This is a genomic window from Hymenobacter nitidus (genome assembly GCF_020447315.1).
Taxonomy (GTDB): domain Bacteria; phylum Bacteroidota; class Bacteroidia; order Cytophagales; family Hymenobacteraceae; genus Hymenobacter; species Hymenobacter nitidus.
Genome location: NZ_JAJADQ010000001.1, coordinates 443,673 through 466,047 on the forward strand (window position 1 = coordinate 443,673; position 22,375 = coordinate 466,047).

Sequence of the window (22,375 nt, forward strand, 5' to 3'; positions counted from 1 at the left end):
AGCCTGACTTTTTGCGCGTATCTTTCGCTATGCAACTACTCTCTACTGCTTCCTATAGTACTACCCGCGCTATCCTGTTGCTGCTGACTATCTTTTGGGGCAGCCGCAGCCTGGCCCAGCCGACGCAGCCGGTGCACGCGGCGCCCGAGAAAACGCTGGAATTCGTCGAAAATAAAGGCCAGTGGAACAGCCGAGTGCGCTACCAGGCCGAGGTTCCCGGCGGCCGGATGTACCTCGAAAGCCGGGGCTTCATTTACGCCTTCGTTGACCCCAAGGCCCTGGATGAACCCCAGGACCACCACGCCGTGGCCAACCGGGTGCGGGCCCACGCGTATTCCGTCACGTTTGACGGCGGCAATCCTAAGCCCACATTTGCGCCAACGGAAGCTACTGCCGACAAGCGCAACTACTTCCGGGGCTCTGACGCCAGCCATTGGGCCAGCGGCGTGCAGGCTTTTCACCGGGTGCGCTACGAGAATATTTATGCCGGCATCAGCGCCCAGCTCTACGAAAACAGCAGTGCCCGGCTGGAATACGACTTTCAACTGCAGCCCGGGGCCAACCCGGCCCAGATCCGACTGCGCTACACCGGCGCCGACCAGCTCCGCCTGGAGCAAGGCCAGCTCCAGATTCAGACCTCGGTGGGTACCGTGACGGAGCTGGCACCCCGGGCCTGGCAGCAGGACGGCGACACGCGCGTGCCGGTCAGCTGCGAGTATGCGCTGAAAAACAACGTGGTGTCGTTTCGGCTGGGGAAGTACAATGCCAAGCTACCGCTGGTTATCGACCCTACGGTGGTATTTTCCTCGTTTACGGGTGCTACCGGCGACAACTGGGGCTTCACGGCCACCTACGACCAGCAGGGCAACATGTACTCGGGTGGTATTATAAAAGAGCTGAGCTTCCCGGTAAGTCCCGGCGCTTACGATGTTTCCTTCAACGGCATCTGGGATATTGCCATCATCAAATACAACACGGCTGCTACCGGCACGGCCTCCCGCCTCTACGCCACCTATCTGGGCGGCGACTCCACCGAAGCCCCGCACAGCCTGGTGGTCAACTCGGCTGGCGAACTGGTAGTGCTGGGCTCCACCAGTTCCATCAACTACCCCACTACCTCAGGAGCCTACGATGCCTCCTTTAATGGCGGTCCGAAAATCTCAAACCTGAATGGCCTGCGCTACAGCCGGGGCAGCGACCTGCTCATCAGCAAGCTTAGTGCCGACGGCTCCCGGCTGCTTGCCTCTACCTTTCTGGGCGGCACCAGCACCGATGGACTGGTGCTGCTCTCTGCCGGCGCCCTGATGCATAACTACGGCGACCAGTTCCGGGGTGACATCATCACCGATGGCAGCGGCAACATCTACCTGGCTTCGACAACCACCAGCCTCGATTTCCCCCAGGCTTCGGCTGCCGGCATCCAAAGCCAGAATGCAGGCGGCTTCGATGCAGTAGTGTGCAAGCTAAGCTCCGATTTGAAAACTCTGCTCTGGAGCACTTACCTGGGCGGCTCCGCTGCCGAGGCGGCCTACTCCATTCAGCTCGATGCCCAGCGCGACGTGTACGTGAGCGGGGGCACAACCAGCACCAACTTTCCTACCACGGCGGGCAGCTACCGTCCTCAGCGGCCTACCAAAGAGCCCGACGGGTTTGTGGCCCACCTCCGCGCCGATGGTACCCGGCTGGAGCAGGCCACCTACCTGGGCACTCCGGCCTACGACCAGGCCTACTTCGTGCAGCTCGACGCCGCAGCCAATGTCTACGTCCTGGGCCAGACCGATGGAGCCTATCCCATTACCACCGGCTTATACTCTGCCGCTAACGGCCATCAGTTTATCCAGAAGCTAGACCCGACCCTGAGTCAGGGTTTGTACTCTACCCGCTTTGGCAGTACTAATCCGAATATCAACTCGGTGTTGTCGCCTACCGCTTTTCTGGTGGACGACTGTGAGCGAATTTACGTGTGCGGCTGGGGCGGCACCACCAATGGCACCTATGCCGGCGGCGGCACGGCCGGGCTACCCGTGACGGCCAACGCCATCCAGCCCACTACCGACGGCTCCGACTTCTATCTGGCCCAGTTTACGCCCGGCATGCAGGGGTTGGAATATGCTACCTTTTTCGGGGAGCAGGGCGGCCGGGCGGAGCACGTCGACGGGGGCACTTCGCGCTTTGATAAGCGGGGCCTGGTGTACCAAGCCGTGTGTGGGGGCTGCCGTGGCGGGTTCAATGCCGCCAGTTCGGGCTTTCCCACGCTGCCCGGGGCCAGCTTCTCCACCAGCAACAACAGTAGCAACTGCAATAACGCCGCGTTTAAGATTGACTTTGGCGTGCGCCTCGCCGATGTGGGGCCAAACCGCTTCGTGTGCGTCAGCGCCGCGGCTATTACCCTGGGCGGCAGCCCCGCTGGCGGCACCTGGACGGGGCCCGGCGTATCGGCCCTGCCGGGCGGGGGCTACCAGTTCACCCCTTCGGCGGCGGTAATGGGCACCAGTATTCTGACGTATTCAGTGGCCTCCACCGGCACCTGCGTCAGTACCCGGGCGCTGCGCATGACCGTGACGCCCGAGCTGGCGCCCACCTTTGCCCCCGTGCCTACCGAGTGTGTGGCGCGCACCACCCCGCTACCCCTGACGGCCAGCCCAGCCGGCGGCGTCTTTAGTGGGCCCGGGGTCAGCGGCAATACATTCTCGCCGGCCCTGGCCAAAGCCGGCACGCACACGCTTACCTACTCCTTCAGCGACAGCACGCGCTGTGGCTCGGTTACCCGCACGGTCGTCGTCGACCCGGTGCGCCCGGTAGAAGCCGGCCCCGATATTACGCTGTGCTCCTACCAGCTGGATGCCCTGCAACTCACGGGAGCCACGCCGGCCGGGGGCACCTGGAGTGGGCCTGGGGTCAGCGCCACGGGTCTGTTTACGCCGCCCAATACCAACAACCGCGGCGCTGTTCTCACGCTCACCTATTCTTTCTCCGACAACGCCTGCAGCACCGCCGATACCCGCACCATCGTGCTGGCTCCTTCGCCGGGCACCAACGTGGCCCTCAACGTGCCGGCCTGCACCGCGGCGCCGCAATACACCGGCCTAGCCCCCTTCACCTGCACATTCGAGCCGATCTTAGCCGGGGGCAGCCACCTGTGGAGCTTCGGCGACGGGGCCACCTCCACGCTGGCCAATCCCTCGCACCTGTACGCCAAGCCGGGCCAGTACGAGGTGAAGCTCACGGCCCGCTACGCCGACTGCGTGGTAGTCACGCAGTTTGCGCCCGTGTATGTGGGCGACGTATTCATTCCCAATATCATTACGCCCAACAACGACCCAGAGAATCTGAACGAGCAGTTTGTGCCCCGCTTCAGCTGCCAGCCCGCTTCCCTGCAGATATTCAACCGCTGGGGCAGCAAGCTGTACGAAACCAGCAGCTACCGCAACGACTGGCGGGGCGAGAACCTGCCCGACGGCGTCTACTACTATTTCCTACGCGACCTGGAAGGCCGCACGGCCAAAGGCTGGGTGGAAATAAAGCGTTAGCCACCCCGCCCCGGCAAGAGCCCAAGCGTAACGCCCCTGGGCGGGCGGCTCCGCTGCCGACCACCTATTTGGCTACCCCGGCTGCTGGCTTGCTTTCGGCATTTTTTCCATCTATCTTTGCACCAGCAAACTGACTAGAGAAGAGGGGACACACAGTCCCCTCTTTCTTTTGTCCCCTACCTCTCCCGATGAAATTTGACCGCGACCAAATTGCCGAAATGCTCCAGGACAGCCTTCCCGGCCCCGAGCTATTCGTCGTCGCCCTGACCGTTTCGGATGCCATCCGGCCCAAGATTACGGTCATTCTCGACAGTGAGCAGGGCTTCGGTATCGACGAGTGCGCCAAAGTCAGCCGGCGGCTGGCCCGGCGCATGGACGAGGCCTACGGCGAAGAAGCCAGCTACACGCTGGAAGTAACCTCGCCCGGCGCCGACCAGCCCTTTACCGACCAGCGCCAGTATACGCGCCACGTAGGCCGCACCCTGAGCCTGAAGCTGCAGGACGGCACCGAGAAAACCGGGGCTCTGGAAGCCGTGGAAGCTGAAGGCATTCAGCTGGCCGAGGAAATCAAGGAGAAAAACAAAAAGAAAGTACTGCCGGCCGTTCTGGTGCCCTTCGCGGATATTCAGGAAGCCCGGGTTGTGATTTCCTTTAAATAAAGCTAAAGCAGTTAGCCCGAGGCCGCCGGCGTTGGGCTTTCGTTCTGAAATTCATCTAAACCGTAAGCTGTTGCGGCCCGGGAATGCGTCAAACCACCCCGACCGCTCAACAGTTAATAGCTTAACCCCATGAACAGCAACGTCCTGATAGAATCGTTCGCCGAGTTCGCCCGCTCCAAGAACATCGACCGTCCCACGATGATGAGTATTCTGGAAGACGTGTTTCGCACGATGATCCGGAAGAAGTACACGACGGATGAGAACTTTGACGTCATCATCAACGTGGACAAAGGTGACCTAGAGATTTGGCGCAACCGCGAAATCGTGGATGACGACTCCGAAGACATCTGGGATTTCGACAAGATTCCGCTGGCCGAAGCCCAGAAAATCGAGGCTGACTTTGAAGTAGGTGAGCAGGTAGCCGAGGAGGTAAAGCTCGAGGACTTCGGTCGCCGGGCCGTGCTCATGGCCCGCCAGACGCTGATTCAACGGGTGAAAGACCTGGAGCGCGACAATCTCTACCAGGCCTACAAAGACCAGGTGGGCGAAATCGTGACCGGGGAAGTATACCAGGTGTGGAGCCGCGAGGCCCTGATTCTCGACAAAGAGGAAAACGAGCTGGTGCTGCCCAAGGCCGAGCAGATCCCGAAGGACCGCTACCGCAAGGGCGACACCGTGCGCGCTGTGGTACACCGGGTGGAAATCATCAACGGTACGCCAAAAATCATCCTTTCGCGCGCGGCCCCGGCTTTCCTGGAGCGGCTGTTCGAGCTGGAAGTACCCGAAATCTACGATGGCCTGATTACCATCAAGAACATCGTGCGCGAGCCGGGCGAGCGGGCCAAAGTAGCCGTTGAAAGCTACGACGACCGGATTGACCCCGTAGGCGCCTGCGTTGGTATGAAAGGCTCCCGGATTCACGCCGTGGTGCGTGAACTGGAAAACGAGAACATCGACGTCATCAACTACACCGACAACCTGGAGTTGTATATCCAGCGGGCTTTGTCGCCGGCCAAGATTGGCTCGATGCGGATTAATGAACAAACCGGGCGCGTATCGGTGTTCTTAAAGCCGGACCAAGTTAGTCTGGCCATCGGCCGCGGCGGTGCCAACATCAAGCTGGCAAGCCGGTTGGTAGGGATGGAAATCGACGTGTTCCGCGAAGCCGGCGACTACGACGAAGATATTGCCCTCGACGAGTTCAAGGACGAAATCGAAGGCTGGGTTATCGATGAGCTGAAGAAAATCGGCCTCGACACTGGCCGGGCCGTACTGGCTGTTAGCAAAGAAGATATCGTGCGGCGCACGGAGCTGGAGGACGTAACCGTAGAGGACGTTTTCCGCATCATCCGCAACGAATTCGACGATAACGAGGACACGGCCGAAACAGAAGAAGAAGCACCAAATTCCGGCGACGCGCAATGAATGCGCGGCGGCCGGTACAGCAAGGACGTTAAATCACGCTAGTTGGCGTGATTTGGCGTCGGCTGGCAAGATTTAATGTAGTACCTTTGCATCTGAATACGAGTATCGTTCGCGAGCATAGAATGGCGGAAGCAGCACCTAAACGGCTCCAGCAGGCAGCCAAAGACCTGAATATTGGAATGGGCACAGTCGTTGAGACTTTGGCCAAGAAAGGACATCAGGTAGAAAATAAACCTACCACGAAGCTGACTGCCGAACAGGTAGGCTTGCTGGAGAAGGAGTTTGCGTCCTCGGCGCAAGACAAAATGGAGGCGACCAAGCTCAGCCAGGCCAAGCGCCAGACTGAGCAGGAAGCGGCTCCAGCTCCCCGGCCGGAACCTGTTGCGCCCAAAGCATCGAGCCCCGCTGTGCCCACTCCGGCACCAGCGCCCAAGCCCGTTGAAGAGGCCAAGCCCATTGCTCCCGCTCCGGCTCCCCAGCCGGCCCCGGTGGCAGAGGCGAAGCCCACTGCTCCGGTAGCGGCTCCCGCCCCAGCTGCTACAGCTCCGACCGAAACTGAGGCCCCCAAAGTGCCCGGCCTGAAAGTATTGGGCAAAATCGAGCTGGACTCTAAGGGTCGGCCCGTGCCGCCACGCCCGGCTGCTGCTGCTCCGCAGCCAGCTCCGGCTTCCGTTGCGGCCCCAGCACCTGCTCCTACTCCCGCTCCGGTAGCGGAAGTGAAGCCTGCTGCTCCCGCGCCGCAGCCCGCCCCGGCTCCTGTTGCTCCCGCCCCAGTTGCCGAGGCCAAGCCAGAGCCTAAAGCGGAAGCGGCCCCAGCGCCTCAGCCTGCTCTGACTCCGGCTCCGGTAGCGGCCCCAGCGCCCGTAGCTGCGGCTCCCGCTACTCCGGCCCCAGCTCCTCAGCCTGCTCCAGTTGCTAGCGCTCCGACTTCGGAGCCAGCTGCTGACCAGCAGACGGAAGAAGGTGGAACCATTGTCGCCAAAGCCGACCAGCTGAAAGGCCTCACGGTTCTGGGCAAAATTGAGCTACCACTCGACTCTTCTCGTCGTGGGGGCCGTGGTGCTCGTCCCGTGGCCTCGTCCGATGTTCGCAAGAGCGGCCTCGGCACCGATAACAAAAAGAAACGTGCCCGCATGCCGGCTCCCGGTGCTCCCACTACGGGACAGGGTGGCCAGAGCGGTCAGAATACGAATACCGGCCAGGGTGGCGGCTACCAGGGCAACCGCCCGGCGGGTGGCCCCGGTCAGCGGCCCGGTGGTGGTCCCGGCCAGCGGCCCGGCGGCCCTGGTCAGCGCCCCGGTGGCCCCGGCCAGAATGCTCCTCGTCCGGCTGCCGTGGCGAACACGCCCGAGCAGAACGACAAGCAGATTCAGGAGCAGATCAAGGCTACGCTGGCTAAGCTCAGCGGCGGCCGTGGTGGCAACCAGAACAACCGTGCTAAGTACCGTCGCGACAAGCGGGCCGGTGGCGCCGAGGACCGTGAGGCCCAGCGCGCGCAGAACGAACTGGACGCCAAGACGCTCAAAGTAACCGAGTTCATCTCCGCCAATGACCTGGCTTCCTTGATGGACGTATCGGTGAACGAGGTAATCAAGGTGTGCCTGAACATGGGTATGTTCGTTTCCATCAACCAGCGACTTGATGCGGAAGCCATTACGGTGGTAGCCGACGAGTTTGGCTACGACGTAGAGTTCCTGTCGGCGGAGGAAGAGGAAAGCGACACGACTATTGAAGACAACCCCGAGGATCTGTTGCCACGTGCTCCTATCGTGACCATCATGGGTCACGTCGACCACGGCAAAACCTCGCTGCTTGACTACATCCGGAATGCCAGTGTAGCCAAGGGTGAAGCCGGTGGCATCACCCAGCACATCGGTGCCTACGACGTAATGACCAAATCGGGCAAGCGCGTCACCTTCCTAGATACTCCCGGTCACGAAGCCTTTACGGCTATGCGTGCCCGTGGTGCCAAGGTCACCGACATTGCCATCATTGTAGTAGCTGCCGACGACTCGGTAATGCCACAGACGCGGGAAGCCATCAACCACGCGCAAGCGGCGGGGGTACCCATCGTTATTGCGATGAACAAGATTGATAAGCCCGGCGCCAACTCGGAGAAAATCCGGGAGGAGCTGTCGCAGATGAATATTCTGGTCGAAGACTGGGGTGGTAAGTACCAGTCGCAGGAGGTATCGGCCAAGACGGGCCTGGGTATCGACGACCTGCTGGAGAAGGTACTGCTGGAAGCTGAATTGCTTGAGCTGACGGCTAACCCCGACCGCAACGCCGTAGGTACCGTTATCGAAGCCATGCTGGACAAAGGCCGGGGCTACGTAACGACCGTGCTGGTGCAAACCGGTACCCTGAAAGTGGGCGACATCGTATTGGCAGGTCCGCACTACGGACGTGTGAAGGCTATGACCGACCACCGTGGCAAGAAGATGAAGCAGGCCGGCCCGGCTACTCCGGTGCAGGTGCTTGGTCTGACGGGCGCTCCACAGGCCGGTGACAAAATTCAAGTGATGGAAACCGAGCGTGAAGCTCGGGAACTGGCCACCCAGCGTCAGCAGCTCTCGCGTGAGCAGAGCATGCGGACCAAGAAGCACATCACTCTCGACGAGATTGGTCGCCGTCTGGCAATCGGCTCGTTCAAAGAGCTCAACGTTATTGTGAAAGGTGACGTGGACGGTTCGGTAGAAGCACTCTCCGACTCGCTGCTGAAGCTCTCGACGCCGGAAGTAAAGGTGAACATCCTGTCGAAAGGCGTGGGTGCCATCTCCGAATCGGACGTTCTGCTGGCTTCGGCCTCCGACGCCATCATTATTGGCTTCCAGGTGCGGCCCTCGCAGAGTGCCCGTAAGCTGGCCGACAACGAGCAGATCGACATTCGTCTCTACTCTATCATCTACAACGCCATCAATGAGGTGAAGGATGCCATGGAAGGCATGCTGGCCCCAACGGTGCAGGAAGTAGTGGTAGCCAACGCCGAGGTGCGGCAGGTGTTCAACATTACCAAAGTGGGCAGCATTGCCGGCTGTATGGTAACGGAAGGCTCCTTCACCCGCAATACTAAGGTACGGTTGGTGCGCGACGGTATCGTGGTACACTCCGGCGAGATTTCGGCGCTGAAGCGTTACAAAGACGATGTGTCGGAAGTACGCCAGGGCTACGAGTGCGGTATCTCCATCAAAGGCTTCAATGACTTGCGCGAAGGCGACAACATTGAAGGCTTCGAGGAAAAAGAGGTTAAACGGACGCTGTAATCCCAGATTACAATATCTAATGGGAAATGCCCCGGCTGGAAACAGTCGGGGCATTTTGCTTTTACGGCCATTTACGCCTTACAGATCTGTACCTGGTTTGTACCGAATCCGCACGAATAAACGGCATTACTACTAAGTCAATTATTTAACATTCAACGATATACGACTCCAGTCACATCATCATGTTATTGACGCAAGAGCGGTAGCGCTATAATTTTGCATCAGTTCAGGAAATAATTGCACTGACTTAAACCCTTGCTGACTACCAACCCTCAAGTACTATGAAAACCTTTGTTACCACTCTTCTCTTAGCAGCCTGCACCAGCGCCGCAGCCGTAGCCCAGACCAAAGCTCCTGCCCGGCCAGTGAAACCAGCCAGCCCCGGTGCGGCCCCGACAGCCCGAGTAGCAACGGCAAAAACGGTTCCTGCCGCTAAGCCCACTACCAAACCCGCGCCCAAAGCAGCCGCCACCGTGAAGCCAACTCCGGCTCCGGCGGCACCAGCCCCGGCTCCTGAAACAGCTCCGGCTCCGATAAAGGAGAAGAGCACTGCCAGCACCAATGCCGCCGGCGAGCTTTTCCAGAAGGGCAGCACAGTAGCCAACCTCGGCATTGGAGTGGGCCTGGGCTACGGTTACTACGGCACGATTAAATCGACACCGGCCATGAGTTTGTCGGTGGAACGCGGCATCGTGGAGGGCGTTGGCCCGGGCACTATCGGCATCGGTGGCCTGGTGGGCTACAAAGCCTACCATTACGATTACCCAGGCTCATCCTACAAATCAAAGTGGACGAATATTATCGTGTCGGCCCGCGGCACTTACCACTATAACGTGTTGCAAAATGCCAAACTGGATACCTACGGCGGTATCAGCCTGGGTGTACGCATTCAGAAATGGAGCGACAGCTACTACGATGACGTTCCGGAGCTGAAAGGCTACAATGCCAGCTCCGCCTACCTGACGACCGGCGTATTCGTAGGGGCCCGCTATTTCTTCACCAACAACATTGGGGCCTTCACGGAGCTGGGCTACGACATGAACTACCTCAAACTGGGGGTATCGGCCAAATTCTAAGGCCAGAACAAGTTAGGCTGGGTAAACCCTTGACGCTTGGCCCGGCCTTGTTTTTCCGCGCTACCTGGTGGCTAGCGGAATTCGGCACCAGGTGCGTGCGCAGAAGGCCCAGACTACATATTCAGCCGTTGTCTGTTACCTCAACCGAAATAAGCCGTAGAAGTAGAATGCGAGTCGATAAACGGTCGAGCTTGCCTGACTACACTGGGCCGGTAAACCGGTACCACGACAATTTGACCCCATTTAGATACTTCTTCAGCAGCGTCGGGGGCGAACGGTGGCCCTGAGGCCGTTGAAGATGCAAAAAGCCCCGCAGCGCTGCTACGGGGCTTTTTTTGTTGACTGGCCGAACTGCTTAGAAAAACAGGAAGCGGTGCTTTTTCTTGTGGGAGAGCGGCTTGCCCGGTGGGTCGATGCCGGGGGCCTTGCGGCTCACACCGCGCTTCTGCTGGGCCGTGCCGCGCTTGTCCTTGAACTTGCGCACCGTGAAGCCGGCTTTGCCTTTTTCGTACTGCCGGGCTGGGCCGGAGGCGCGGCCAAAGCTGGTGTTGGCAGTACCACCCGAACGGGCTTCCAGCACTTCGATCTGCTGGTCGCGCTTGGCCTCATCCGGGTTCATGCTCATGCGGCGCTGCATGCGGGCAATATCGGCTCCGGAGGCCTTGCGGGACGCTTTACGGGAGCCGGCGGGCGTATCGGGACGCGGCTCCACGGTTTGGGCCTGGGCCTGCGAAGCAACGAGACTCGTACCAGCCAGCAGTACAGCGGCAATCAGCTTTTTCATGCGGAATGGAAGAAGGAAGAAATAGTCGGGTGTGGCCACCAGGGGCAACTTTCGCTCCAATTTGTACCGGCCTGAAAACCGGCCCCTGGCAAAGATAGTTCAATTCGGTTAAAACCTATAAGTCAGGCCGATACCGAGGGTTTCCTTGAACTGTATGCGCCGGCCACGGCTATCCGGAATGCCATCATCATTCTGGTCGATGGGGACCAAAACATCGTCGTCGTACACCAGCGTGGTGGCAATACTGCTGCTGATGAATTTGTTGACCTTAAAGCTGACCAGCGTTTCCCAGTTCACATCGATGTTGCGGGGGTTGTGCAGATAGTTGCTAAACAGGTCCAACTTACTTTGAAATGTGATATTTTCCCAGATGGGGCGCCGGTACTTTACGTTCAGGTACGCTCCCAGCTCCTGCCGGAAACGCTGCCCCGTGCCCTGCACCAGTTGCCCATCGGGGCCGCGCCGGGCGGCTTCCACCCCGAAAGCCCCGGCGTCGGCCAGGGTTTGGTCGGCTACAACGGTAAACTTGCCGGTGATGGGGGACAAAAACACCGACAGCTGGTCGTTGGGCTTGTAGTCGATGCCCACGGACGTTAAGATGAAAGCCGGGGCAAAGAAGCGGGACAGCAGCGAGTCGGGCCGCTCCAGGGCTCGGGTAGGCGTGAGCTGGGTTTTGAGGTTGGCCTGCGCGGCATAATACAGCACTTTGGTGAACTGACGGCCGTATTTGGCATTAAGTTCCAGCCGGTCGTCGCTCTTCCGGATCCGGGCCTTGCCAGCTTTCAGGCTACCGTACACAACATCCAGGGACGTATCGAACGTGTTTTGGCCGCGCCGGTAGTGCAGAAAGGCGTTGCCGATGCCCAGCAGCGCCAGGGAGCTTTGGCCCCCCGGCGCCCAGTTGCTCAGGCTCACCTGGCTGAAGTTGAGAGTTCCTACGCCGCCGCGGCGCCAGCCCTGCACAGTGTCGGGGGCGGCGGCGCTACTTTCGGAGGTTTGGGCCAGCGCGGGCAACGACAAGGCACAGCCCACCACTAGCACGCTGACGTGTAGCGGGCGGAAGCAGAAACGAAAAAAGGATGTCATACAGAACGGAGAGTAGCGCAACGGCCCGGCAGGCCCTTAGCGGCTGCGCAGGGCATCCCGAATCTCTGCCAGCAGCAACTGGTCTTTGGTGGGAGCTGGGTCGGCTACGGCCACGACCACCTGCGGCTTCTTGAAGCGGTTGGCAAACTTCACGATGAGGAACACGCAGAAGGCAATGATGAAAAAGTAGATCAGCGCATTCAGGAACATGCCGTAGTTTACGGTGGCTACCTTGGCGGCCTTGGCGGCCTCAAAGCTGGCGTAGCTGTTGCCGTCCAGGGGCAGAAACCACTCTTTCAGGTCGATGCCGCCGATGGCCAGCCCGATGATAGGCATGATGATGTCGTCGGTCAGCGACGTGACAATCTTGCCAAAAGAAGCGCCGATGATAACCCCAACGGCCAGATCAAGCACATTTCCCTTGGAAATAAACTCCTTGAATTCGGATACAAAGCCCATTTACGTAGCGGGTTTAAGAGTGAGATGAATGTGATTGTCGCTGCTAAATATGAATTTTTTACGATACTCGTCCTAACCGGCGCGTTGCCCTTGGCCCGGGGTAGCTCAACTGTACCAGCAGCAAGGTTTTTTGCTTCTCAGAAATACCCATTTCCAAATTGTTTCCGGGAGCCCGGCCGGGGTAAGCCGCAAGTTGGGGCTACGGTTTTGCCCTATCTTTGCAGCTCTGTTCTTTCTTTCCCCGCCTCTTTTCTATGCCTACTTTCGAAAACCTACTCTACTCGCTCGATACCGATTCGGGCATCCTGACCATCACCCTGAACCGGCCTTCCAAGCTCAACGCGCTGAACGGGGCCACGATTGAAGAAATCCGGGAAGCCACCCAGCAGGCCCTCGACGACCCGCAGGTGCGCGGCATCATCCTGACCGGCAGCGGTGAAAAGGCCTTCGTGGCCGGAGCCGATATTTCGGAGCTGGCCGCCCTGAACGACATCAGTGGGCGCCGCGCCGCCGAGCGGGGCCAGGAAGCCTTCTGCATACTGGAGGAAAGCACCAAGCCTGTCATTGCCGCCGTCAACGGCTTTGCCCTGGGCGGCGGCTGCGAGCTGGCTATGGCCTGCCACATGCGCGTGGCGTCAGACAATGCCCGCTTCGGCCAGCCGGAAGTGAATCTGGGCTTGATTCCGGGCTACGGCGGCACCCAGCGCCTGACCCAGCTGGTGGGCAAAGGCAAGGCCCTCGAGCTGCTGCTCACTGGCGACCAGATCAAAGCTGATGAGGCTCTGCGCCTGGGCTTGGTCAACCACGTGGTGCCGCAGGCCGAGTTGCTGCCCTTCTGCCAGCAGCTGATGAGCAAGATTCTGGGCAAGGCGCCGCTGGCCGTAGGGCTGGTAATCGACTGCGTGAATGCCTACTATGACAAGGAAATGAACGGCTACCAGACCGAGGCCAACTCGTTCGGGCACAGCTTTGCCTCGGAGGATTTCCGCGAGGGCACTACCGCCTTCCTGGAGAAGCGCCCGGCCGTATTCACCGGCAAATAACCTTACCCCCAAGTCAGGCGTGTGGCTCCGGATACTGCCCGTGTCCGGAGCCACACGCCTGATTACTGACTGAGTAGATGAGTATAGCAAAAAAGCTAGCCAGCCAAACGGCCGTGTACGGCATCAGCAGCATCGTGGGGCGCGTGTTGTCCTACCTGCTGGTCCCGATTTACACGGCACGGTTTGCGGCGGCGGAGTACGGCATCGTCACGGGCCTCTATGCCTACGTGTCGTTTCTGAACGTGGTGTTCACCTTCGGCATGGAAACCACCTTCTTCCGGTTTGCCAACCGGGCCGGCGCCGACCGGCGTGAGCTCTACGACCGGGTGATGACCCTGCTGCTGCTGAGCAGCGTGGCGCTGACGGCCGTTATGGCCCTGCTGGCCCGCCCGCTGATGCGCCTGCTCGATCTGCCGCCCGGGCAGGAGCGCTACGCCGTCTGGATTGCCCTGATTCTGGGCCTCGATGCCGTGGCGGCTATTCCGTTTGCGCGCTTGCGCCTGGAAAACAAGGCCCGCAAGTTTGCCGCTATCCGCATGGCCAACATTCTGCTGAACGTCGGGCTGAACATCTTCTTTATTGTCTTTTGCCCCGATGTGCTGGCCGGCAAGTACCTGCCGGACCTGCAGCCGCTGGTCAGCCGCCTCTACGACCCGAGCGTGGGCGTGGGCTACGTGTTTCTTTCCAACCTGGCGGCCAGCGCCTTTACCCTGCTGCTACTGGGCCGCGAGCTGACCGACTTCCGCTTCCGCCTGAACCTGGAGCCGCTGCGGCCCCTGCTGAAGTATGCCTACCCGATTATGCTTATGGGCCTGGCCGGCATGGTAAACGAAACCCTGGACCGGATTCTGCTGCCTCTGTGGCTGCCCGAAGGCTTCTACCCGGGCAAAAGCAGTCTGACGGCCGTGGGCATCTACGGGGCCTGCTACAAGCTCAGCATCTTTATGCAGCTCGTCACGCAGGCTTTTCGTTATGCGGCCGAGCCGTTTTTCTTTGCCCAAAGCACCGACAAGAACTCTCCTCGCACCTTTGCTATGGTCCTGAAATGGTTTACGCTCAGCTGCGCCGTTATTTTCGTGGTGGTGAGCGTGAACGTGGACGTTTTCGGCGGTCTGTTTCTGCACCGCGCCGAATACCGCGAAGGGCTGAGCGTAGTGCCTATTCTGCTGCTGGCTAACCTGTTTCTGGGCGTGTACTGGAACCTGTCGGTATGGTTTAAGCTCACCGACAAAACCTACTACGGCACCTATATCGGCTTCGGTGGGGCCCTGCTCACCATCGTGCTCAACTTCCTGCTGATTCCGGTGCTGGGCTACGTAGGCAGCGCCCTGACCACCCTGGCCTGCTACGCCATGATGGCCCTGGTGTGCTGGCGCCTGGGCGACAAGCACTTTCCGGTCCCCTACCCGGCCGCCCGGCTGGGCCTGTGGCTGGCGCTGGCCTGCGGTATTGTGGCCCTGGGCTGGTTTGTGCCCGTCGCCGATTTCTGGCTGCGCCACGCTTTCCACGCGGGCCTATGCGTGCTGTTCGTCGCCCTGATTTATCTGGTGGAAAAACCCCGCCGCGCCCTTGCCGGCGCCTGACCGGCTTCAGCGAAACAGTTTCTGCCAGACTCTTTTTGTCTTAATAAATCTCCTTAAACTTATTCATATCTGGTTCGGGCTATCTTTGCGCCGGAACCTTCTTTGCTCTGCCCTTCATGCATATTCCCGTCATCAACCGCTCCCACCACCCCCTGCCGGCCTACCAAACGGCCCACGCGGCCGGAATGGACGTGCGCGCCAACCTCACGGACGCCATTACGTTGAAGCCCCTGCAACGCGCCCTGATTCCGACGGGTTTGTTCATGGAAATTCCGGTGGGTTATGAAGTGCAGGTGCGCCCCCGTAGCGGCTTGGCCTACAAACACGGCATTGGCATCGTGAACAGCCCCGGCACCATCGACGCCGACTACCGCGGTGAGCTACAAGTGCTGCTGGTCAACCTCTCCGACGAGGAATTCGTGGTGCAGGATGGCGAGCGGATAGCCCAGCTGGTGGTGGCCCGCCACGAAAAGGCGCAGTGGCAGGAAGTAGCCGAGCTCAGCGAAACCGAGCGGGGCGCGGGCGGCTACGGCAGCACCGGCACGAAATAAATACTACTGAACCGACGCTTTTACGTACGTTTTCACACCTAAAGTCTTCTACCTAAACTTCTTTTTTTCCGCTATGAAAATCATTGTACCGATGGCCGGCATGGGCAAGCGCATGCGCCCCCACACTCTCACGGTTCCCAAGCCCCTGATTCCGATTGCCGGTAAACCCATCGTGCAGCGTTTAGTGGAAGACATTGCCAAAGTCTGTGGCGAGCAGGTGGAGGAAGTAGCCTTCATCATCGGCCGCTTCGGCGAAACGGTGGAGAAAAGCCTGATCAGGATTGCAGAATCGGTGGGCGCCAAGGGCACCATCGTGTACCAGGATGAGCCCCTGGGCACGGCCCACGCTATTCTGTGCGCCAAAGAATCCCTCAGCGGCCCCTTGGTGGTGGCCTTCGCCGATACGCTTTTCAAAGCCGATTTTACCCTCGACAGCTCAGCGGCCGGCACTATCTGGGTGCAGCGCGTGGATGACCCCAAACCCTTCGGTGTGGTGAAGCTCGACGAGAACGGGCAGATTACCGACTTCGTGGAAAAGCCCCAGGAGTTTGTGTCGGACCTGGCCATTATCGGCATCTACTACTTCCAGGACGGTGGCTACCTGCGCGAAGAGCTGCAGTTCCTGCTCGACAACGACATCAAGGACAAAGGCGAGTACCAGCTCACCAACGCCCTGGAAAATATGAAGAACAAGGGCACTACGTTCGTGCCCGGCCGCGTTACGGAGTGGCTCGACTGCGGCAACAAGGACGCTACGGTGTTCACCAACCAGCGCTACCTCGAATACCTGCAGGAGCGCGGCGAAAACCTGGTAGCCGAATCTGCCAAGCTCGTCAACTCCGTACTTATTCCGCCCGTGTACATCGGCGAAAACGTCGTGGTAACTGATTCCGTGGTGGGTCCGCATGTATCATTGGGCGACAACAGCAACGTTCGCAGCTCGGTGGTGTCTAATTCCATTGTGCAGCAGTCGGCCTCGGTACTGCACGGCAACGTGACGAACTCGATGATCGGTAACTTCGCTACCCTGACCGGAACGCCCAACGACCTGAGCCTGGGCGACTACAACACGCTGCGCGTGTGATGTTTTTGTCGCTCCGGATGTTAGCAGTAGCGCGGGCTTCTGTCCGCCAATTTGTTTATTTGGCGTAACTCCTTTTTTTGGACGGCAAACCGTCGTCCGTGCTACTGCGTCCATGAGTCGATTTGCCGCTACTACTCTTTTGTTGCTGGGCATGCTGCTAGCCCAGCCGGGCTATGCCCAGCAGCCGGCCGGCAAGGAAACTCCGGCGGTTGATCCTAAGCCCCAGAAGCTCAGCCGTAAAGAGCGCAAAGAGCTGGCGCGCCGTGCCGAACTGGATGCGGCGCGCCAGCAAGTGCGCGAGCTGTCGGAGAAAGACCGCGAAATGAGCGAGTCGTTCTTCGTGGAGGGTGTGAAGTACGTGCTGCTCGAAGACTACAACAAAGCCTTGGAACGCCTGCTGAAGGCCTACGCCCTGAACCCGACCAACGCGGCCATCAACTACAAGATTGCCGAAACCAACCTGCTCAGCGGCAACCTCAAGGATGCCACCAACTTCGCGCAGGTAGCCGTCAAGCTCGACCCCAAGAATTCGTACTACTACCTGCTGCTGGCCCAGATTTATTCCTCCCAGAAACAGTACGACCAGGCCGCCAAGGTCTACACCAGCCTGATTAAGGACGTGCCCGACTCGGGCTACTACCTGTTTAACCTAGCCGACCTGTACATGGCCCAGGGCAAGCTGAACGAGGCCCTGACCACGTTTGAGCAGGCCGAAAAGCAGTTTGGCCCCCTGGATGAGGTGTCGTTCAAGAAGCAGCAGATTTACCTCAAGCAGAACAACCTCGACAAGGCCCTGCAGGAAGGCGAGGCGCTGATTGCCTCCAACCCCGACGAAATCCGCTACGTGCTGGCCCAGGCCGAGATGTACGCGGTAAACAATCGGTTTCCGGATGCCATCCGGGTGGCGGAAAAGGCCCTGAAGCAGGACCCCGACAACCCCCAGGCCCGCATGATTCTGGCCGACATCTACCGCCAGCAACAGAACAAGCCCGAGTCGGACAAGCAGATCAAGCTGGCGTTTGAAAGTCCGGCGCTGGACATCGATGAGAAAGTTCGGATTCTAGTTGACTACATCAAGCAGCTACCCAACCCGGCCCTGGAGAAAATAGCCCTGGATTTGGCCGACATTACCACCCGGGTACACCCGAAGGAAGCCAAGGCCTTTTCCGTAGCCGGCGATATTCAAACCATTACGGAGCGCAAAGAGCAGGCCCGCGCCAATTACCTCAAGGCCATCCGGCTCGACAACTCCAAGTTCCAGATCTGGCAGCAGGTGGTGCTTATTGATGCCGAGCTAAACCAGATTGACTCCTTGCTGCGCCACACCGATCGGGCCCTGGAGCTGTTTCCAAACCAGGCCCCGCTGTGGTATTACAACGGTGTGGCCCAGTTGCTGAAGAAACAGCCCGTGAAAGGCGTTAAAGCCCTGGAGTACGGCCGCAAGCTCTCGACCGATAACCCCGAGCTGCTGGCCCAGATTGACACCCAGCTCGGCGACGCCTACCACGAGTTGAAGGAGTACGCCAAGTCGGATGCGGCCTACGAATCGGCCCTGACCTTTGACGCCAACAACGCCCAGGCCCTGAACAACTATAGCTACTTCCTGTCGGTGCGGGGCGAGAAGCTGGAACGGGCCAAGGAAATGTCGGGCAAGCTGGTAAAGCAGTTTCCCAACAACGACACCTACCTCGACACCTACGCCTGGGTGCTCTACAAGCTGAAGGATTACACCGGGGCCCGGCAAAACCTGGAGAAGGCGCTGAAAACCAGTACCGACGCCACCATCATCGAGCACTACGGCGACGTGCTGTTTCAGCTCGGGGAAAAAGAACTGGCCATGGCCGAGTGGCAACGAGCCAAAAAAGCGGGCGGGGCCTCAGCCCTGATTGACCGCAAGATCAAAGACAAAAAACTATATGAATAAGTGCTTTCCGCTGGTGTTGCTGTGGGTGGGCCTGCTACTGAGTGGCTGTAGCAGCAAGATTTTCCCAACCAAAACGGCCACAACGGCCGCGCCAGCCAAAGGCTCTGAACTGGTGAAAGCCAAAAATCTGGAGTTCCGCTACCTCAAGGCCAAGGGCAGAATCAAGATTGACACGCCCGAACTGCAGCAAACGGCCAACCTGAATCTGCGCGTGCGCAAGGACAGCGCCATCTGGCTGTCGGTGTCGTTGGGCATTGAGGGCGTGCGGGCCTATATCACCCGCGACTCGGTACAGGTCATCAACTACCTGCAGAAGGAGTACTACGCCGGCGACTACGCCTACCTGAGCCGCCTGCTGAACGTGCCCGTGACCTACGACCGGGTGCAGGCCCTGCTGCTGGGCAACTACCTGCCGGCCGAGGCCAGCACCTCGCCCAAGATTGATGACCAGGGCGCCATGCAGCAGGTCGAGTTTCAGGAAGGCAATGTGCTCATTACCCAGCTCATCGAGCTGACCCGTAACCGCGTGCAGCAGATCAAGCTGGCCGAGCAGCAGACGAAAAACAACTTCACGGTCGACTTCTCCGACTTCCGCCCGCTGGCTCCCAGCGGGATGCCTTTTGCCTACGCTGTGCTGGTGCAGGGCCAGCCTACGGCCGGCAAGCTGGCCACGGCCTCTATCAACTACCGCAACGTGGATGTAGACCAGGAGCGTCTTGCCTTCCCGTTCTCGGTTCCGAAGGGCTATGTTCGCAAAAAGTAAGCGTACCGCGTTTTTCCTGGTTGTTGCTGGCTTGCTTTTGTGGCAAGAGTCCCCGGCGTGGGCCCAGCGCAGCACCCGCCCCGCTGCCGCTACTACCCGGAAAAAGAGCAAAGCCCAGCTGGAACGGGAACGGCGCGCTACCCTCAGACGCATTCAGGAAACCAGCCGCATTCTGGAGCAAACCCAGAAGCAGAAACAGGCGTCGGTGGGCCAATTGAATGCCCTGAAGGAAAAGCTGACCGTGCAGCAGGGCGTCATCAGGAATATCTCCTCGGAGCTGAAGTACATCGAATCGGATGTGAAGCAGACCGAAACGCAGGTGCAGCAAACCCAGCAGAGCCTGGAGCAGCTGCGGGCCGAGTACGCCCGCATGATCTACGCCTCGTCCAAGACGGCGAACAGCTACAACCGCATCATGTTCCTGTTTGCGGCCGAGTCGTTCAATCAGTTTATGCTGCGCCTGCGCTATATCCGGCAGTATTCGGAAGTACGCAAGGCCCAGGCCGCCCAGATTTCGAGCACCAAGCAGCGCTTGAGTCAGCAGCTGACGGGCCTCACGGTGAAAAAGCAGGAGAAAAGCTCCCTGCTGTCGAATCAGCTGTCCGAGAAGCGCAATCTGGTGACCCTGAAAACCCAGCAGGACCAGGTCGTGACCAAGCTGAGCCAGCAGGAAGAAGGGCTGCGCCAGGAGCTGGCCGCCCGCCAGCAGGCCATCAGCCGCCTCGACAACCTGATTGCGGAGCGCGTGCGGGAGGAAATTGCCCGCGCCGCCCGGGCGGCGGCTCGCGCCGCGGCGGCCAAAGCCCGCGCCGAAGCAGCCCGCGCTAACGCCAGCTCGGGCAGTGCCCCGGCCCGTAGCCCCAGCGCCACCAGCCGGGCCGCCACGGCCGCGGCCGAAGCCGCGGAGGAAGCTGCCGTGGAGCGCGTCGACAAAGTGACTCTGACGCCCGAAACGGCGGAGCTGTCGTCGTCTTTTGCCGACAACCGGGGCCGACTGCTGTGGCCGGTGGCCAAGGGTTTCATTTCCCAGCGTTTCGGCCGGCACGCGCACCCCGTGCTCAAAAACGTCATCGTCGAAAACCGTGGGGTCGATATTCAGACCAGCGCCGGGGAGCCGGTCCGATCTATCTTCGAGGGCAAGGTGCTGACCGTATCCAGCATTGCGGGCATGAATAACATCGTCATGATTCAGCACGGGGAGTACTTCACCGTGTACGCCAAGCTGCGCACCGTGAGTGTAACGGAGGGCCAGCAGGTCAATATGCGCCAGCAGATCGGCACGGTGTATACCAACGCAGAGGGCACCTCGGAACTGCAGTTTCAGGTGTGGCGCAACAGCTCGAATCTGAACCCGGAAAACTGGCTGGGCCGCAAGTAAGGCGGCTGGCGGCAGGGCATAAAAAAACACCGTACAGCGTACGGTGCCTTTCTGAGCTATGAAAACAAACTTAGCTACCAGAAACCTCTTCGCAACGGCGCAGACTCTGCAGCCTCCGCCAGCAACGGAGCATTCCTTGATAACAGGACGAAAGATAGGTGAACCCTCGCCAAATACCACCACCTTTCGCTGAAACAGCAATTTTCCTCGCTAAAGGAAACGATTCATTATCTGGCCTGCGCCGCTATACCAGGTTCAGCCGGCCCAGCAGCCCAGCCTTGTAGGAGCTGCCAATTGGGACGGGCAGCAGGTTGGTAACGGAGTCAGTGCCCCGGCCCGTATCCACGATGGCCGCATCAGCCTCAATGGCCACGATACGGTCGAGCCGCACGATGTATTTGCGGTGCACCCGAGCAAACTCGCGGGGCGGCAGCTTGGTTTCCAGCTCCTTCATGGTGCTGTATACTGTGTGCCGCTCGCGCCCGGCATAGATATTCACGTAGTCGCCCAGGGCTTCCACATAGCGGATATCGGCCGCACTGACGCGCACCAGCTTGTGGTCCTGCTTGATAAACAGCTCATTGCGGCTTACCATATACAGCGAATCGGCCGCGTCGTTAGCCATGCGCAGCAGCCCTTCGAGCTTGCGCTGCTCCTGCTCGATTTGCAGACGGGCCCGCCGCAGTTCCAGGTGCGACACCACTTCCCGGGCCAGAATACGCAGGGCTTCTCGCTGCTGCTCGGTAAGGCGCCGCGGCACCCGGTCGATGGCGCAGAGCGTGCCCAGGGCCTGCCCTTCGGGCGTTATCAGCGGGGCGCCGGCGTAGAAGCGGATGCCCGGGTCATTCACCACCAGCGGGTTGTTACTAAACAAGGGGTCTTCGCAGGCATTCTCTACCTCGTAGACGTTGTTGCCAAACATGGCATGCTGGCAAAAGGAAATCTCGCGGTGCGTACTCTCCACTCCGCCCAGCCCCACGTTGGCCTTAAACCACTGCCGGTCACCGTCAATCAGGGAAACCAGGGAAATCGGCGTGCCGCAGATGTAGGCGGCCAGCTTGGCCAGATCATCGAAGACCTGTTCAGGAGGCGTATCCAGAATCTGGTAGTTGCGCAGCGTTTCTAAGCGGTCAGCTTCGCTGATGGTCCCGTGGAAATGGTTTGCTAAGGCGTGGGGCGAAATGGTAGAGCTTGGTTTGGCTGGCATTGGTCAAGCAAATGAAGGCAGTATGAGGCAGCTACCATAACAACCTAAAAATAAAAATGCTTCAGAAAAAATACTGTTTGGTTGCTATTCATTCTGAATTTTATGAATAAAGCACAACAGTAATCGAACAGTACGCATGATGCGAACGGCTGAAGATTCGGATACGTACGTTTTTAATTCCGGGGATGGATTGGGCTACGGCCAGAAATATTTTCCGCAAAACTAGCCGGTGAAAATCATTTGAAAATTATGGGGTACTTTTACCAATCCTAACCGGCTCTTATTCGCGTACAATAAGCTTTGCCACTCCAAAACGGCCTTTGGCCATTTGACTATGACTCTTGCCTCGCTTTTTCTGATCGGTAGCTTCGGAACCACCGAAATTCTGCTGATTCTTTTTGTTATTATCTTGTTGTTCGGTGCCAAGCGCATTCCTGAGTTGGCCAAAGGCCTGGGCAAGGGCATCCGCGAGTTCAAGGACGCTTCCAAGGACGAGCAGCCCGAGTTCCGTGACCGGCCGGCCAACCCTAACGACCCCACGCAGCCCCGTCTGTAATTCA

17 protein-coding genes are annotated in these 22,375 nt (G+C 59.4%); 13 read left to right on the forward strand and 4 right to left on the reverse strand.

What is annotated here, in order from left to right; all coding sequences use genetic code 11:
* Positions 1 to 29: 29 nt before the first annotated feature.
* The 5 genes from LGH70_RS01970 to LGH70_RS01990 all read left to right on the forward strand — a co-directional run bounded on the left by LGH70_RS01970 (position 30) and on the right by LGH70_RS01990 (position 9,953).
* On the forward strand, positions 30 to 3,530 hold the full coding sequence (locus LGH70_RS01970) for a DUF7948 domain-containing protein (protein ID WP_226182158.1): 3,501 nt from the start codon (positions 30 to 32) through the stop codon (positions 3,528 to 3,530).
* 188 nt (positions 3,531 to 3,718) lie between these two features.
* Positions 3,719 to 4,189, forward strand: a complete 471-nt coding sequence (rimP, locus tag LGH70_RS01975; RefSeq protein ID WP_226182160.1) for a ribosome maturation factor RimP — start codon at positions 3,719 to 3,721, stop codon at positions 4,187 to 4,189.
* A gap of 129 nt (positions 4,190 to 4,318) precedes the next feature.
* Positions 4,319 to 5,614, forward strand: a complete 1,296-nt coding sequence (gene nusA / locus LGH70_RS01980; RefSeq protein WP_226182162.1) for a transcription termination factor NusA — start codon at positions 4,319 to 4,321, stop codon at positions 5,612 to 5,614.
* Positions 5,615 to 5,736: 122 nt separating this feature from the next.
* Entirely contained in the window at positions 5,737 to 8,877 is a 3,141-nt protein-coding gene (gene infB / locus LGH70_RS01985; RefSeq protein ID WP_226182164.1) for a translation initiation factor IF-2, read from the forward strand.
* Between the two features lie 281 nt (positions 8,878 to 9,158).
* Positions 9,159 to 9,953: a hypothetical protein gene (locus tag LGH70_RS01990; protein WP_226182166.1), complete on the forward strand. Its 795-nt coding sequence runs from the start codon at positions 9,159 to 9,161 to the stop codon at positions 9,951 to 9,953.
* A 355-nt stretch (positions 9,954 to 10,308) separates the two neighbouring features.
* On the opposite strand, the gene LGH70_RS01995 is transcribed toward LGH70_RS01990, so the two are convergent.
* The 3 genes from LGH70_RS01995 to mscL all read right to left on the reverse strand — a co-directional run bounded on the left by LGH70_RS01995 (position 10,309) and on the right by mscL (position 12,282).
* Entirely contained in the window at positions 10,309 to 10,737 is a 429-nt protein-coding gene (locus LGH70_RS01995) for a hypothetical protein (protein WP_226182168.1), read from the reverse strand.
* A 108-nt stretch (positions 10,738 to 10,845) separates the two neighbouring features.
* The gene (locus LGH70_RS02000; protein WP_226182170.1) at positions 10,846 to 11,823 is read right to left on the reverse strand and encodes a DUF3078 domain-containing protein; all 978 of its coding nucleotides are present in this window, start codon (positions 11,821 to 11,823) and stop codon (positions 10,846 to 10,848) included.
* Positions 11,824 to 11,859: 36 nt separating this feature from the next.
* A complete protein-coding gene (gene mscL / locus LGH70_RS02005) occupies positions 11,860 to 12,282 on the reverse strand; it encodes a large conductance mechanosensitive channel protein MscL (RefSeq protein WP_226182172.1) in 423 nt (140 codons plus the stop codon).
* A 254-nt stretch (positions 12,283 to 12,536) separates the two neighbouring features.
* Between mscL and LGH70_RS02010 the strand changes: the two genes are divergently transcribed.
* From LGH70_RS02010 to LGH70_RS02040, 7 genes are all read left to right on the forward strand, one after another.
* Entirely contained in the window at positions 12,537 to 13,325 is a 789-nt protein-coding gene (locus LGH70_RS02010) for an enoyl-CoA hydratase/isomerase family protein (protein ID WP_226182174.1), read from the forward strand.
* Positions 13,326 to 13,402: 77 nt separating this feature from the next.
* A complete protein-coding gene (locus tag LGH70_RS02015; RefSeq protein ID WP_226182176.1) occupies positions 13,403 to 14,908 on the forward strand; it encodes a lipopolysaccharide biosynthesis protein in 1,506 nt (501 codons plus the stop codon).
* Between the two features lie 116 nt (positions 14,909 to 15,024).
* Positions 15,025 to 15,459 (forward strand): dUTP diphosphatase, encoded by a 435-nt coding sequence (gene dut / locus LGH70_RS02020; RefSeq protein ID WP_226182178.1) that lies wholly within the window; start codon positions 15,025 to 15,027, stop codon positions 15,457 to 15,459.
* A 73-nt stretch (positions 15,460 to 15,532) separates the two neighbouring features.
* Positions 15,533 to 16,543: a sugar phosphate nucleotidyltransferase gene (locus tag LGH70_RS02025; RefSeq protein WP_226182180.1), complete on the forward strand. Its 1,011-nt coding sequence runs from the start codon at positions 15,533 to 15,535 to the stop codon at positions 16,541 to 16,543.
* Positions 16,544 to 16,655: 112 nt separating this feature from the next.
* Positions 16,656 to 18,467 (forward strand): tetratricopeptide repeat protein, encoded by a 1,812-nt coding sequence (locus LGH70_RS02030; RefSeq protein ID WP_226182182.1) that lies wholly within the window; start codon positions 16,656 to 16,658, stop codon positions 18,465 to 18,467.
* On the forward strand, positions 18,460 to 19,230 hold the full coding sequence (lolB1, locus tag LGH70_RS02035) for a lipoprotein insertase outer membrane protein LolB1 (RefSeq protein WP_226182184.1): 771 nt from the start codon (positions 18,460 to 18,462) through the stop codon (positions 19,228 to 19,230). The genes LGH70_RS02030 and lolB1 overlap by 8 nt, the downstream gene beginning before the upstream one ends.
* A gap of 37 nt (positions 19,231 to 19,267) precedes the next feature.
* Positions 19,268 to 20,608: a murein hydrolase activator EnvC family protein gene (locus tag LGH70_RS02040; protein ID WP_226182185.1), complete on the forward strand. Its 1,341-nt coding sequence runs from the start codon at positions 19,268 to 19,270 to the stop codon at positions 20,606 to 20,608.
* Between the two features lie 244 nt (positions 20,609 to 20,852).
* Here the strand turns inward: LGH70_RS02040 and LGH70_RS02045 are convergent, their stop codons facing one another.
* The gene (locus LGH70_RS02045; RefSeq protein ID WP_226182187.1) at positions 20,853 to 21,815 is read right to left on the reverse strand and encodes a GAF domain-containing DNA-binding protein; all 963 of its coding nucleotides are present in this window, start codon (positions 21,813 to 21,815) and stop codon (positions 20,853 to 20,855) included.
* 334 nt (positions 21,816 to 22,149) lie between these two features.
* On the opposite strand from LGH70_RS02045, the gene tatA reads away from it, so the two are divergent.
* Positions 22,150 to 22,371 (forward strand): twin-arginine translocase TatA/TatE family subunit, encoded by a 222-nt coding sequence (gene tatA, locus LGH70_RS02050; RefSeq protein ID WP_135464314.1) that lies wholly within the window; start codon positions 22,150 to 22,152, stop codon positions 22,369 to 22,371.
* Positions 22,372 to 22,375 lie beyond the last annotated feature (4 nt).

Coding starts and splice junctions, on each gene's coding strand:
- dut (WP_226182178.1), top strand. CDS start 15,025: ATGCATATTCCCGTCATCAACCGCTCCCACCACCCCCTGCCGGCCTAC.
- nusA (WP_226182162.1), top strand. CDS start 4,319: ATGAACAGCAACGTCCTGATAGAATCGTTCGCCGAGTTCGCCCGCTCC.
- infB (WP_226182164.1), top strand. CDS start 5,737: ATGGCGGAAGCAGCACCTAAACGGCTCCAGCAGGCAGCCAAAGACCTG.
- LGH70_RS02025 (WP_226182180.1), top strand. CDS start 15,533: ATGAAAATCATTGTACCGATGGCCGGCATGGGCAAGCGCATGCGCCCC.
- LGH70_RS02010 (WP_226182174.1), top strand. CDS start 12,537: ATGCCTACTTTCGAAAACCTACTCTACTCGCTCGATACCGATTCGGGC.
- LGH70_RS01995 (WP_226182168.1), bottom strand. CDS start 10,737: ATGAAAAAGCTGATTGCCGCTGTACTGCTGGCTGGTACGAGTCTCGTT.
- LGH70_RS02015 (WP_226182176.1), top strand. CDS start 13,403: ATGAGTATAGCAAAAAAGCTAGCCAGCCAAACGGCCGTGTACGGCATC.
- LGH70_RS02000 (WP_226182170.1), bottom strand. CDS start 11,823: ATGACATCCTTTTTTCGTTTCTGCTTCCGCCCGCTACACGTCAGCGTG.
- tatA (WP_135464314.1), top strand. CDS start 22,150: ATGACTCTTGCCTCGCTTTTTCTGATCGGTAGCTTCGGAACCACCGAA.
- mscL (WP_226182172.1), bottom strand. CDS start 12,282: ATGGGCTTTGTATCCGAATTCAAGGAGTTTATTTCCAAGGGAAATGTG.
- LGH70_RS02030 (WP_226182182.1), top strand. CDS start 16,656: ATGAGTCGATTTGCCGCTACTACTCTTTTGTTGCTGGGCATGCTGCTA.
- rimP (WP_226182160.1), top strand. CDS start 3,719: ATGAAATTTGACCGCGACCAAATTGCCGAAATGCTCCAGGACAGCCTT.
- LGH70_RS01970 (WP_226182158.1), top strand. CDS start 30: ATGCAACTACTCTCTACTGCTTCCTATAGTACTACCCGCGCTATCCTG.
- LGH70_RS01990 (WP_226182166.1), top strand. CDS start 9,159: ATGAAAACCTTTGTTACCACTCTTCTCTTAGCAGCCTGCACCAGCGCC.
- LGH70_RS02045 (WP_226182187.1), bottom strand. CDS start 21,815: ATGCCAGCCAAACCAAGCTCTACCATTTCGCCCCACGCCTTAGCAAAC.
- lolB1 (WP_226182184.1), top strand. CDS start 18,460: ATGAATAAGTGCTTTCCGCTGGTGTTGCTGTGGGTGGGCCTGCTACTG.